The sequence below is a fragment of the Myroides sp. LJL119 genome (assembly GCF_054871605.1).
The window spans coordinates 1-13,153 of sequence record NZ_JBTXLO010000010.1 but is presented as its reverse complement, the minus strand read 5'-3'; the positions used below and the strand labels follow the sequence as shown (position 1 = coordinate 13,153).

At 31.4% G+C, this 13,153-nt stretch carries 10 protein-coding genes; 8 read left to right on the top strand and 2 right to left on the bottom strand.

Annotated elements, in window-relative coordinates; translation table 11 throughout:
* The first annotated feature begins 77 nt into the window (after positions 1 to 77).
* The 6 genes from ACYSNV_RS10535 (at position 78) to ACYSNV_RS10510 (ending at position 8,686) form a co-directional block, all read left to right on the top strand.
* Positions 78 to 2,111: a dipeptidyl-peptidase 3 family protein gene (locus ACYSNV_RS10535; RefSeq protein ID WP_461762527.1), complete on the top strand. Its 2,034-nt coding sequence runs from the start codon at positions 78 to 80 to the stop codon at positions 2,109 to 2,111.
* A 158-nt stretch (positions 2,112 to 2,269) separates the two neighbouring features.
* Complete coding sequence (locus tag ACYSNV_RS10530) at positions 2,270 to 3,481, top strand: CynX/NimT family MFS transporter (RefSeq protein WP_461762526.1); 1,212 nt, start codon at positions 2,270 to 2,272, stop codon at positions 3,479 to 3,481.
* A 115-nt stretch (positions 3,482 to 3,596) separates the two neighbouring features.
* A complete protein-coding gene (locus ACYSNV_RS10525) occupies positions 3,597 to 4,817 on the top strand; it encodes a metallophosphoesterase family protein (protein ID WP_461762525.1) in 1,221 nt (406 codons plus the stop codon).
* Between the two features lie 4 nt (positions 4,818 to 4,821).
* Positions 4,822 to 7,872, top strand: a complete 3,051-nt coding sequence (locus tag ACYSNV_RS10520) for an AAA family ATPase (RefSeq protein WP_461762524.1) — start codon at positions 4,822 to 4,824, stop codon at positions 7,870 to 7,872.
* An 83-nt stretch (positions 7,873 to 7,955) separates the two neighbouring features.
* A complete protein-coding gene (locus ACYSNV_RS10515) occupies positions 7,956 to 8,306 on the top strand; it encodes a CD225/dispanin family protein (protein ID WP_461762523.1) in 351 nt (116 codons plus the stop codon).
* Positions 8,307 to 8,329: 23 nt separating this feature from the next.
* Complete coding sequence (locus tag ACYSNV_RS10510; RefSeq protein WP_461762522.1) at positions 8,330 to 8,686, top strand: DUF2752 domain-containing protein; 357 nt, start codon at positions 8,330 to 8,332, stop codon at positions 8,684 to 8,686.
* Between the two features lie 76 nt (positions 8,687 to 8,762).
* On the opposite strand, the gene ACYSNV_RS10505 is transcribed toward ACYSNV_RS10510, so the two are convergent.
* The gene (locus ACYSNV_RS10505; protein ID WP_461762521.1) at positions 8,763 to 9,926 is read right to left on the bottom strand and encodes an MFS transporter; all 1,164 of its coding nucleotides are present in this window, start codon (positions 9,924 to 9,926) and stop codon (positions 8,763 to 8,765) included.
* 566 nt (positions 9,927 to 10,492) lie between these two features.
* Here ACYSNV_RS10505 and ACYSNV_RS10500 point away from each other — a divergent pair.
* Entirely contained in the window at positions 10,493 to 11,074 is a 582-nt protein-coding gene (locus ACYSNV_RS10500; protein WP_461762520.1) for a PhnA domain-containing protein, read from the top strand.
* A gap of 32 nt (positions 11,075 to 11,106) precedes the next feature.
* Here the strand turns inward: ACYSNV_RS10500 and ACYSNV_RS10495 are convergent, their stop codons facing one another.
* Positions 11,107 to 11,535, bottom strand: coding sequence for an NUDIX hydrolase (locus tag ACYSNV_RS10495; RefSeq protein ID WP_461762519.1), 429 nt, complete (start codon positions 11,533 to 11,535; stop codon positions 11,107 to 11,109).
* Between the two features lie 301 nt (positions 11,536 to 11,836).
* Between ACYSNV_RS10495 and ACYSNV_RS10490 the strand changes: the two genes are divergently transcribed.
* Positions 11,837 to 12,430: an SMI1/KNR4 family protein gene (locus ACYSNV_RS10490; RefSeq protein ID WP_461762518.1), complete on the top strand. Its 594-nt coding sequence runs from the start codon at positions 11,837 to 11,839 to the stop codon at positions 12,428 to 12,430.
* Positions 12,431 to 13,153: the final 723 nt, after the last annotated feature.

Genomic DNA, 13,153 nt, shown 5'->3' with positions numbered 1-13,153 from the left:
TTGTGTTAAGAAATTCAATAACAACACAAGGTTTTAGTAAATTCTTATATTTGTAGAATAACAAACAAGAATAATCGATGAAAATTACGTATATGGCTGCAATAATATTAGCCTTAAGCATCTCTAGTTGTCAACAACAACAGAAAGATTCATTAACTTCTGATAAACAACAAGTTGATTCTACTTTTAATTATAGTGTGGATCGGTTTGCGGATATAGAAGTACTAAGGTATAAAGTGCCAGGATGGGAAGATTTAACTTTAAAAGAGCAAGAGTATGTATATTATTTGACCCAAGCTGGTTATGTGGGTAGGGATATTATTTGGGACCAAAATTATAAACATAATTTGAAGATTAGAAGAGCTTTAGAGAATATCTATACAAATTACCAAGGGGATAAACAAGACTCTCAATGGAAAGAATTTGAAATTTATTTAAAAAGAGTATGGTTTTCCAATGGAATCCATCATCACTATTCTAATGATAAAATAAAACCTGGATTTACCCAAGAGTATTTAACAAATTTAATGGATGCAACTAAAACCACTCTAGATCCAAAGGTTACTGCTATTTTATTTAACGACCAAGATAACAAGAAAGTTAATTTGGATAGCTCTAAAGATCTTATCAAAGCAAGTGCTGTTAATTTCTACGGTGATGATATTACGGCTCAAGAAGCGGAGGATTTTTATGCTGCGATTCAAAGTGTGGATCCCAATAGACCACTTTCAACAGGACTTAATAGTAAATTAGTAAAAGAAAATGGGAAGCTAGTTGAAAAAGTTTGGAAAAGTGGCGAAATGTATTCCCCGGCTATTGATAAGATTATTTATTGGTTGGAAAAAGCAAGAACAGTAGCGGAAAACGAGCAACAATCTGATGCCTTAGCTTTATTAATAGAGTTTTACAAAACAGGAGACTTACAGCTTTGGGATGATTATAATGTTGCATGGGTACAAGCCACTAAAGGAAATATAGACTATAATAATGGTTTTATTGAGGTATATAATGATCCTTTAGGACATAAAGGATCTTATGAGAGTGTCGTGCAAATCAATGACTTTGATATGTCTAAAAAGATGCAAGTGCTTTCTGAGCAAGCTCAATGGTTTGAAGATAATTCTCCCCTTCAAGCAGAACATAAAAAACAAAATGTTGTTGGAGTTACATACAAGACCGTAGTAGTGGCAGGAGAATCAGGGGATTCCTCGCCTAGTACTCCCATTGGTGTAAACTTGCCTAATGCAGATTGGATCCGTGCCGAGCATGGAAGTAAATCCATTTCTTTAGGAAATATAATTGATGCCTATAATCAACAAGCAGCAGAAGGGCAGTTAAAGGAATTTGCTCATGATCAACAAGAAGTAGAACTTGAACAAAAATATGGACAGTTAGCCGATAAGTTACATACTGCATTGCATGAAGTTATAGGCCATGCTTCGGGACAAATTAATAAAGGTGTAGGTCAGCCGAAAGAAACTTTAAAAAGTTATGCATCCACCCTTGAGGAAGGTAGAGCAGATTTAGTAGGTTTATATTATTTATATAACCCTAAGTTAGAGGAGATAGGATTAGTGGAAGACTGGCAGCAAGTTGGAAAAGCCGCTTATGATGGGTATATTAGAAATGGATTAATGCTTCAGCTTGTACGTTTGGAACCTGGGACAGATATAGAGGAGGCTCATATGAGAAACCGTCAGTGGGTTAGTGCCTGGGTGTTTGAAAAGGGGAAAAAGGATAATGTGATTGAAAAAGTTCAACGAGATGGGAAAACTTATTTTAATATTACTGATTATGATAAGTTAAATGATTTATTTGGACAACTTTTACGAGAAACCCAACGTATAAAGAGTGAAGGAGATTATCAGGCAGCAAAACAATTAGTTGAAAATTATGGGGTTAAAGTAGATCAGGACATTCATAAAGAGGTCCTAAAAAGGAATGCTAAATTTAATGCAGCTCCGTATAGAGGATTTGTAAATCCGATAATCGTACCTAATAAAAATCAGCAAGGACAAATTGTTTCTTTTACAATTGAGCAACCAGAGAGTTTTTCAGCTCAAATGTTACAATATGCTAAAGATTACAGTTTCTTACCGGATAATAATTAATAAACATAATAAAAGCTAATCAAAATAATGGTTAGCTTTTTTTTTTCAATTTAGCTCTAGACTAAAACAATTGCGTGGTTGGCAATCTTGTTGGTTGAAATTTCTATATTTTAAAAATAAGCCATTACCTTTGTATCTTATTTTTACAACTTTTTATAATGAATAATTTTTCTACTTCAGAACAAAAAGGGCATTCTTCTTTAAAGCGCGCTTTTATGTTTCTCGGAGTTATTTTTGTTGCTTCTAATTTACGTGCCCCTTTAACTTGTGTTGGCCCAGTCTTAGAGCAGATCCGTTTAGAGTTTTCTTTATCTAATACAGCTGTTGGACTTTTATCAACAATTCCATTGATGTGTTTTGCTTTTTTGTCCGCATTTATTCCTAGGCTTTCCAAGAAATGGGGAATGAGTATTGTCTTACTAGGATCTATTGTTTTGTTAACAATCGGATTGTTGGTAAGACCTCTGGGTAGTGTGGTCTCTTTGTTTTTAGGAGCCGCTTTAGTAGGGATGGCAATTACAGTGGGTAATGTTTTAATGCCAGCCTATATAAAGGTGAATTTTCCAAAGAGTGTGGGATTGATGACTGGTATTTATTCTGCATCTATGAATTTAGTTGCTGCTTTAGCAGCTGGATTTAGTATATATTTGGGTGAATTTACTCAATTAGGATGGAAAGGCTCCATTGGGATATGGTCGGTTTTAGCTTGTTTAAGCATCTTTGTATGGTTACCTTCATTAAGTAAATCTAAGTTGGTTTCTAAAAAGGATAAGTCCATCAAAGATTTACCCGACAATATTAACATGTATAGGAATAAGATTGCGTGGTGTGTGACTATATTTATGGGATTACAATCTTTACTGTTTTATTGTATCGCTGCATGGTTACCTAAAGTAACACAAAGTTGGGGAATGGATGTTATCGAATCCGGATGGCTACTTTCCTATGTACAATTTGCTCAGCTACCAATGACTTTTATAGGTGCAGTTGTTGCAGGGAAAATGAAAAATCAGAAACCCTTAGCTGTTTTAGTTGGATTAGTTTTGCTTTTAGGTATTGGAGGAATTATATTATTTAAAACACAATATATCTTATTGTGTTGTATTTTAATAGGTTTGGGAAGTGGTTTGGCTTTTAGCTTGTGTATGATTCTTTTTGTATTGCGAACAAACAATGCCCAACAAGCTGCAAAATTGTCGGCTATGGCCCAAGCATTAGGATATAGTATAGCAGCTATTGGACCACCTTTATTTGGGTATTTGTATGATCAGACTAATAACTGGAATGCTTCGTTTATCTTTTTATTTATAGCAAGCTTAATTTTACTTGTTGTTGGGTATATAGCATCACAAGATAAGCTTATTGAGTAGTAATTTAAGTTGGATATACTTTTATCTCTATTGATTTAGCATAATAACAGATATTGAATCATGCAAGCAAGGATAGTATTTGTTGTTATCTTTAAAACATATAAAAAATACAAAAATGGCTCTTAAAATATTACATACGGCCGATTGGCATTTAGGAAAAAGATTAGATAACTTTAATCGCCTGGAAGAACAAAAACATGTGTTGAATGAAATAATTGACATAGCCGATAAACAACAAGTAGATGTAGTAATAATTGCAGGAGATTTATTCGATACCTTTAACCCCGGTGTGGAGGCTGTCGAACTGTTTTATAAAACATTGAAGCGTTTGTCAAATAATGGAAAAAGACCTGTGATTGCTATTGCTGGAAATCATGATTCACCAGAGCGTATTGATGCTCCTGATCCTTTAGCCAAGGAGTGTGGAATAATTTTTATCGGCCTACCTAAGGCAAAAGTTCCTTGTTTTAAGTTGGATAATGCATTTGAAATAACAAAGTCTGACTATGGTTTTATAGAGATTAAATTAGATTCTCATGAAACACCATTGCGAATTATTCATACCGCTTATGCCAATGAGATTCGTTTAGCTAAAGCATTAGATATTAAAGATAAGTCTGCAGCATTAAGTGCAGCATTACAGGAAAATTGGAATGAGTTGGCACAAAAATACATGGATAATAAAGGCGTAAATCTATTAGTTACTCACCTATATATGCTTAAAAAAGGTGCTCCAGTAATGGAGGAGCCTGATGGAGAAAAGCCTTTGAAATTAGGTAATGCTGATTTAATTTATTCCGATATCATTCCTGAAAATGTACAATATACAGCATTGGGACACTTACATAAGACTTGGAATGTATCCCAAGGTAATAGTCCTGTGGTATACAGTGGAAGTCCATTGAGTTATAGTTTTAGTGAGGCAGGACAAAAAAAACATGTGGTTTTAATTCAAGCCATGGCTGGTCAAACTGTGGATTATACACACATAGAGTTGCGTAGTGGTAGAAGCTTATCCCGGGTAAAATTTGATGAGATTGATTTGGCAATTCAATGGCTTGTAGAAAATCCCTACCATTTGGTTGAGTTAACCATTGTTAGTCAAGAATTTTTAAAAGCAGAAGATATTAGGCGTATTTACCAGGCGCATGATGGCATAATAACTATTATCCCTGAAGTAAATATTAAGAATAATTCTGACAAGTCTTTAATATCCAATCCGGTAAATTTAGACCAAAATATTCAGGATTTGTTTAAAGATTATTTTAAACAAAAGTACCACGGCCAATTACCCAACGAGCAATTAATGGACTTGTTTAATGAAATTTTAAATTAACATTATGATACCTATTAAGTTAACAATTCAAGGGTTGTATTCTTATCAAGAGCAGCAGGTTGTAGATTTTGAGAATTTAACCCAAGCAGGACTATTTGGTATTTTTGGAAAAGTAGGTTCAGGGAAGTCCTCAATTATAGAGGCTATGACCTTTGCTCTTTATGGAGAAAGTGAGAGATTAAACTCTAGAGATAACAGAGCCTATAATATGATGAATTTAAAGTCTAATGAAAGTGTGTTGGATTTTGAATTTTATAATTTTCAAGATTGTAGATATCGTATATATCGTAGTTTTAAACGTAATTCAAAAAAATTTGAAGACGTTAAACGTATAGATGCTATTTTATATAAATGGGAACAAAATCAGTGGCTCCCACAACCTACTTTAAATGTAGTTGAGGTTATTGGTTTAAGTTATGAGAATTTCAAACGTACCATTATCATACCACAAGGTAAGTTTAAGGAATTTATCGAATTAGGCGGTAAAGATAGAACCAAGATGATGCAAGAAATTTTTGGTTTGGATCGTTTTGATCTTTTGGATAAAGTCAAAAAACAGGCTGTGATTTGTAAAACAAAAATAGATCAACTAAACGGACAGCTTTTAAGCTATAGTACGATAACACCCATCTTAATTAAAGAAAAGTCTATACAGTTAGTTCAACAAGAAAAACTTGTTGAACAATTAAATAAACAGCTGCTAAACGAGCAAAAAGATTTTGAGGCACTCAAAGCGATTCAAGCTGATATATATACATTAGAACAGAAAAGCAAATCTTTACAAAATCTTTTAGAAATAGAGCCTAGTTTAGCTTTGCAGAAAAAAGATTTAGAGATTTATGAAGATTTATCTCGAGATTTCTCCGCTGTGATTTCTCAGGTTAAGCAAAATGCTAGGTCTTTAGATCAAAAAAAGGAAGCAATTCAAAATACGCAAGATCAATTAGTTTCATTGCAGAATCGCTTGGAAAAGGTGAGCCAAGATTTAATTGTAGTGAATCAAAGTTACGAACAATTAGATGTATTAAAAAATACCATACAAGAGTTAGGGTATGTTGGTCAGGTTTGCAAAGCAAGTAAAGAACTACAAACCTTAGAATTACAAGTTAAAAAAGGTGAGGACCAAATAAATATAGCAAAACAAAAATTAAGTGATTTAAGAATTCAGTATTCTGATAAACAAAAAGAACTTGAAACTCAGAAAAAGGAGTTGATTGATTCTGCCGTCTTAATGCAGATGGAGGCTTGGTTTACCTCTATGCAACATATAAGTAAAACAGGGAAAGATCAAGCTAAAAAAGTTAAAGCCCTAGAGAATCAGATCAAGGAAGTAGAGTTTGACATTAAGAATAATATAGTAAACTTAGGATCAAACTGGAGAGATAGTATAATACAGCAAAAAACGCAAAAAGAATTTTTACAGAACCAACTTGAAGATCAACTAAGACATTTAAAGGTTTCTTTACAGTTAGGTAAATATGGACATGAATTAAAGCCAGGAAGTCCCTGTCCTTTATGTGGCTCAAAACAGCACCCCAATATTAACGCAATTCCCTATCAAGAGAATCAAAAGATTATTGTTGAAAAAGAACAAGAAATAAAACAATTAAAAGACGATTATCAAAATTTGCTAGTTATCGAGGCACAAATAGCAAATCTATTTGATAAACGAGAATTGATAAAACAGAGTTTTCAGTACGAAAATACAATATTGAATAACCTTCGTTTAGAGCTTACAGCTTTACTTAAAAATTACATTTGGAGGGAATATTGTGATAATAATATAGAGAGTTTCTCTGGATTTAAACAAGCGGTAGATAAGAAAAAGCTATTAGTTAATGAAACAGAAAAGTGTTTATCCGATCTAATTACACAAGGAGAAGCGGCAAAATCTGCTGTGGATATTGCCATAGGCTCTTTGTCGGAGATTCAAATGAATCATGCACGAGTGAGCAGTGATTTACAGGCTAATACAAAGTGGATAAAGACTCTTGATGTTTCAGCTTATTTAGATAAGTCAGAGCATCAAATAAAGCAAGAGATACTTCAAGGAAGTGATAATATTACTCAAATTGAATTAAGGTATAAGCAATTAACACAAACCAAACAAGAGCTTTGTGTAGAGCTAAGTGGTGTTCAAATGCAAAAAAAGAACTTAACTAAAGATATTCAAGAATTGGATGTATTTAGATTAGAGTTAAATAAAACTGTTGCTGAACTATTACAAAAGCATAAGTTGATAAATATCAAAGAAGTTCAAGATATTATTGAAAAAGATTTAGATGTTAGAGCGCTTCGAGAAGAAATACAAAATTTTTATATAAACCTTGAGTTATTAAAGACACAAATTAAAGAAGTTAGTCATAGAATTCCCCAAGAGAAATTTGATGTAGATAATTTTGAAAAAAAGCAAGAATTAGTAAAACATTTAGAAAATTCATTGCAGGAAAAAAAGTCTTTTGTAGCGGTACTACAGACTGAAAAAAAACGACTTGAACAGGATTATGCTTTAAAAGTAGAGTTGCAACAAGAATTTGAAGTTTATGATTCAAGATTGAAAAATATTCAAATATTGGATAATATGTTTAAAGCAGCTGGTTTTGTAAATTATGTTTCGGGAATTTATTTAGATAACCTTTGTAAGATGGCTAATATACGCTTTCATAGATTGACAAATAATCAATTAAGTTTGCAGCTTAATTCTGCAAATGAATTTGAAATTTTAGATTATTTAAATGATGGAAAACCAAGAAGTGTAAAGACCTTATCGGGTGGGCAAATATTTCAAGTTTCTCTATCTTTGGCTTTAGCCTTGGCCGAGAGTGTACAGAGTTTATCTAAAAGTGATAAAAATTTCTTTTTTATTGATGAGGGCTTTGGTACACAAGATTCTGAATCTGTTAATATGGTATTTGAAACCCTTCAGAATTTACAAAAAGAAAATAGGATAGTGGGAATTATATCTCATGTTGATGAGTTGCAAGATAGGATACCTTTGTCTGTAACAGTTATAAAAGATCCTCATAAGGGAAGTATAATCGTCGATAGTTTCTAATGACTTTTGTGAAATCGATTTAGTTTTTATTATGATAAAATTAAGAAAATGTTTTATATTGCAACGAAATAAAAAAAATAATTATGGAAACAAGTAAGTTTGAATCGCATCAAGAGTTAAAGCAAAAGCCAAACAATTATATGGCCTTGTCTATTATAGCAACTATAGTTAGCCTTTGCTCTTATTGGTGTATTGGATTTATTTTAGGTATTGTTGCAATTGTTATGTCAAGTCAATCTACAGCTAAGTACAATAAAGGTGATTACCAAGGGAGTGTTACATCTGCCAAAAATGCTAAGATATTAGCCATTGTAGCAATTGTAGTTGCTGTAGCTACTTATATTTATACTTATTATACTATTCAACAAGCTGGTGGTATAGATATTTTTATTGAGGAATTCCAAAATGCAATGCAAGAAGCACAACAACAGTAATTAGTTATTTGAAAAGGTTTTTTTTGCGGATATTTTATCTGTCTATAGCTATTGCACTTGTATTGGGGTATACCAATTTGTTTGTAAACAATGGTGTGGCTGTTGGGTGTAGTTTTTATGAAAAAACAAAATTGCTATGTCCAGGTTGTGGGGGACAAAGAGCTATTAGTTCCTTGCTTAAAGGACAAATAAAGCAAGCTATAGAATTAAATGCTTTGATTATCGTTTATCTACTTATATTGGGTTATTTATATATAGCTCTAATGGAAGTATTTGTTGTTAAAAATAAAGAATTTCAAATTAAATATGGTATTCCAAATTGGATGTCTTATTTGTTTATAATAATAATGTTTTTATTCTTTATAATTAGAAATTTATAGAATTCTACTAGTAAAAAAAGATACCCCATGTCTAAATTTTTTAGTCTATGGGGTATTTTTTCATGTAAAAAATTCACTAAAAAGTTGTTGTGTTTTTATCTACCTTAATAAATCTGCTTAAAATAGTAATGGCAATACCAAACACGGATATAATTGCAAAAGCAGTTTTTAAAGAAGAATACTGAGCTATAAATCCTATTACGGGAGGACCCAAAAAAAATCCAATAAAACCTATACTTGTGACTAAAGTTAGTGCTTGTTGAGTTGGTATTGTCTTACTGTGCCCCGCAAGGTTGTAAGCCATCGGAACAATAGCAGAAACCCCTAGTCCAACAATCATAAAAGAAATTATGGTTGTTACGACTTTTGGAAAAATAACACTGCTTAGTAGACCAGTGAAGATTAATAAGCCACAAAAAAATAACGTTTTTTGTTCTCCATACCTCCTTACTGTGTAGTCTGAGATAAAACGACCAGTTGCCATTGTAAACATATATGCGGTTAAACCATACCCAATTAATTCAACTGGAGAATCTACAATGTGTTTCATATACTCACTAGACCAATCGGTCATCGTTCCTTCGGCAACCATAGCAAAGAAGGATAATAAACCCAGTAAGATTATATTTTTATCAGGCATTTGCAATTTGATTTTACCTTGTTTGGTTATTTTATTTTCCGCTGTATCCTTGTTTTGAATTAAATACGGAATACAAATTAAAGTTATTATAATACCTAATGTAGAAAAATAGATAAAGTGTTCTAAGGGTGGAACGTATTTACTGATCATTTCGGCTCCTAACCAAGAGGCGGCAAAACCTCCTATACTCCAAGTACCGTGAAATGAGCCTATAATTTGTCCTTTGTATTTTTTAGATACCTCAATGGCCTGGGTGTTAATAGCTATATTTGTTAAGTTACTACATACCCCAAAAAGAATCAGGTTTAATTTTAATAGCCAGATTTGATTCCAATAGCCAATTCCAATTAAAAGAATGAAATATAATACAAGAAAACATGAGGTGGCTTTTTTACTACCAGTTTTTTGAATTAATGTTCCGGCAAATGGTAAAGAAATTAATGTCCCAATAGAAATAAATAATAATACAAATCCCCAAGCCGAGTCATTCACACCAAAAGAATCTTTTATAGTGGGAATTCTGGAGGCCCAAGAGGCTGAAATACCTCCAAAAAAGAAAAAAAGGATCGTTACAGCAATCCTAGCTAAATGATTTTTCATATAATAAGCTATATAATTCTATGTTACTTGTTGTGTTCTTAAAAAGAAAATGGCAAAATTAGAATATTTAGCCTAATTATTTTCTTTTCTTTTTTTTAAAACTGGTCCATATTAATTTTTAGGCTGGTAATAATCTTTATTAAAAAGAATAATTTAAAACTCTAAGAATAAAGTCCTATTATTTTTCATATTAAATTTCACACTATTTATATATTTTGCCTAATTCTATAAGTTTATTTTTATTTGTTTTCTGTAAATTATATATTTTTTTTGATTTGTTAAGAATAAAATAGTGTTTTATTTTACAAATAGTTATAATGTGTTGGGTTTTGTTTAATAATAGTACTAATGTGTTTTTTAAATTTTGTTAATTTGAAATTATTATTTTAATTTGTAACAATCTGTTAAAGCTTAATGCAATTAAAAAAAGGTATGGAACATAATGTTTCGTACTTTTTTTTTACTCTTTACTGGCATTAATTTGCTGAAATTTTCCATATATAAGGGATTTTAGTATATGAATATTATAGTTTATATTTACCAAATAATATATATTTAATAAAAATATGAAGACGGAAGAGCAATTAAGAGCAAGAAGTGGTAATAAATGCGAGTTGTGCGAATCAAGTGAATTATTAAAAGTTTATGATGTACCCCCTGCAGCTGCTAATGATGCAGATAGAGAAATTCTTGTTTGCAATAAGTGCTTAGAGCAAATTGAAAAAAAGCAAGAATTAGATAGTAATCATTGGCAATGTTTAACAAGCTGTATGTGGAGTGAGTATCCAGCAGTTCAAGTAGTGGCATGGAGAATGTTAAATCGTTTTCGTAATGAAAGTTGGGCCGCCGATGCCTTAGATATGTTGTATTTAGATGATCAACTATTAGAATTCGCAAAACTTAGTGGGGACCACACTGGTGATGGTTCTGTTGAATTGCATAAGGATTGTAACGGAAATATTTTAGTTGGTGGAGATACCGTTACCTTAATAAAAGATTTAGACGTAAAAGGGTCTTCTTTAAATGCGAAAATAGGAACAGCTGTACGTAACATACGTTTAGTTCATGATAATGTTGAGCAAATTGAAGGTAAGGTAGATGGACAAACAATCGTTATCCTTACTAAGTTTGTAAAAAAGCAGGCTTAAAATAAACCGCTATAGATTTTATTGACAGTAAGCTATAGCGGTTTTTTTTTGTTAATATCTAGCCATTTTGGTATACTAAACTCACGAATTAGATTAGCTAATTTATAGTTGTGATAATTTATGGTATTTATCCAACATGCTTCAATTATTTCGTTACTTGGAATTACTAACTGGTTATCTAAGGCTAGATGAAAAATTTGTGCATTAACAATGGTGTTTTCTTCATTTACAGCCTTACTAGAGTGTTTTCCTAAATAAAGAAGAGAATTTGTGGTTATATTGATTTGTAACTCTTCCTGTAATTCTCGAATTAAAGCTTCTTTCGAGGTTTCTTTTGCTTGTATTTTTCCTCCTGCCATCATAAAATAAACAGAATTCTTTTTTCTAACTACTAGCATTTCATTTTTATTGTTTGTTATTAAGGCACAGGCTAAGTTAATTTGGTTTATTGAGTTTTTCATTTGTTGTTTTTAGTAACAAAGTTAAGCTATAAAACGCTTTCTATTCTAATGAGATTACTGAAAAAAAATAGACTGAAGCAGGGATGAAAAAATAAATTGTTGTATGGAGCTAGGTATTTTAATTTTTTTATTATTATTGTACCATGTTTGGGTCATAGGTAAGATTTTTAGTAGAAAAACTTTAAAATTATATTTTTTTGTAAACTTTTTATTATACCTTTATTGTGTAATTGGTGTTAATCAATAATACTAGAGAGACTTTGTTAAATTTAAAAACTATAAAGCCCACAATGTGGCAAAAATGAAAAACGCAATGGTAAAACAAGAATTTACTGCATTATTTAAAGGATATACAATTCCAAAAGAGTTAAAGAGCTTATATGAGTTTCAGCAGTCTGAAAACATTCCATCTTATTATTCAAATGCAATTTATTTAATTGACGAGCAACCAGGAAATATTGAATCTATTTCCAATGATTCGGATTTTATTAATTCATTTATTCCTTTTGCAGATGCAGATGCAAATGGAAGTGTTTATGCTTTTTGGATTCGAGATAATAAACAAAAAGCAGTAGATAATATGCCTATAGTAATCTTCGGTGATGAAGGGGGGGTATTCCCTGTGGCTAATAATCTTCAAGAATTGTTGCAAATAGCAGCATACGACGTTGAACCTTCTGTTTTTGAGGATGAATTTAATTTTCCAGATAAAGAAATTTTAGAAGAAGACGGAGAATATTTTGCTACAGAATTCAATAAAGAATATTTAGACTGGTTACGTAAAGAAGCAAAGCTTAAGCCTATATTAGTAATAGAGGGTATTGATAAGATTGTTGCTTTGGCTCAAAAAAACTTTGGTACAGAATTAGAAGAATTTATTCAAAAATATAAGTAAATGTAATTTCTTAAATATTTACGTTTATGAAATAAGGGCTGTCTTTAGTATCTAAGACAGCCCTTTTTTTTAAAAAATTATCCTTACCTGGATAAGCAAGCCTTTAGATAATTAGATTATAAAGAGTACTATTTATCAATTAGATCTAAAAAGGATATTAAAGCAAAGCGATAGGCTATCTAGATTTTACTTTTATTTATAAAACAGGTTGATTGGGTAAACCCTTATTTGATAAATAGTTAAAGAATAAAGGTGAAAATAAATAAATAAAAAGTAAAATAAAGTTTGGAAGTTACCCGGAAGTTTCTACTTTTGCATCCGCATTCAAGGCAGACGTTCTAATACAAAATAAGAGTAAAGTATCCTTAAAAAACATTAAGAAAGATTTTGAAAAATAAATTTGGATAATGAAAAAATAAGGTAGTATCTTTGCAGTCCGCTTTAAGAAATACGGGGCTTACAAGAAAAATAAAAAACATTTTTTTTTAAAATAAATCTTGTTAGTTTTAAATAAAGTATTACTTTTGCAACCGCTTTGAAATACAGAGCGCAGAATAAACGAAAGACACGTTCATAGACATATTGGATTGACAGCAAAAAAATAAAGAGAGTAAGGCGAATCGCAAGATTTGATTTATATATCTAATTTAAGATATAAAAAATATACGATGAAGAGTTTGATCCTGGCTCAGGATGAACGCTAGCGGCAGGCCTAACACATGC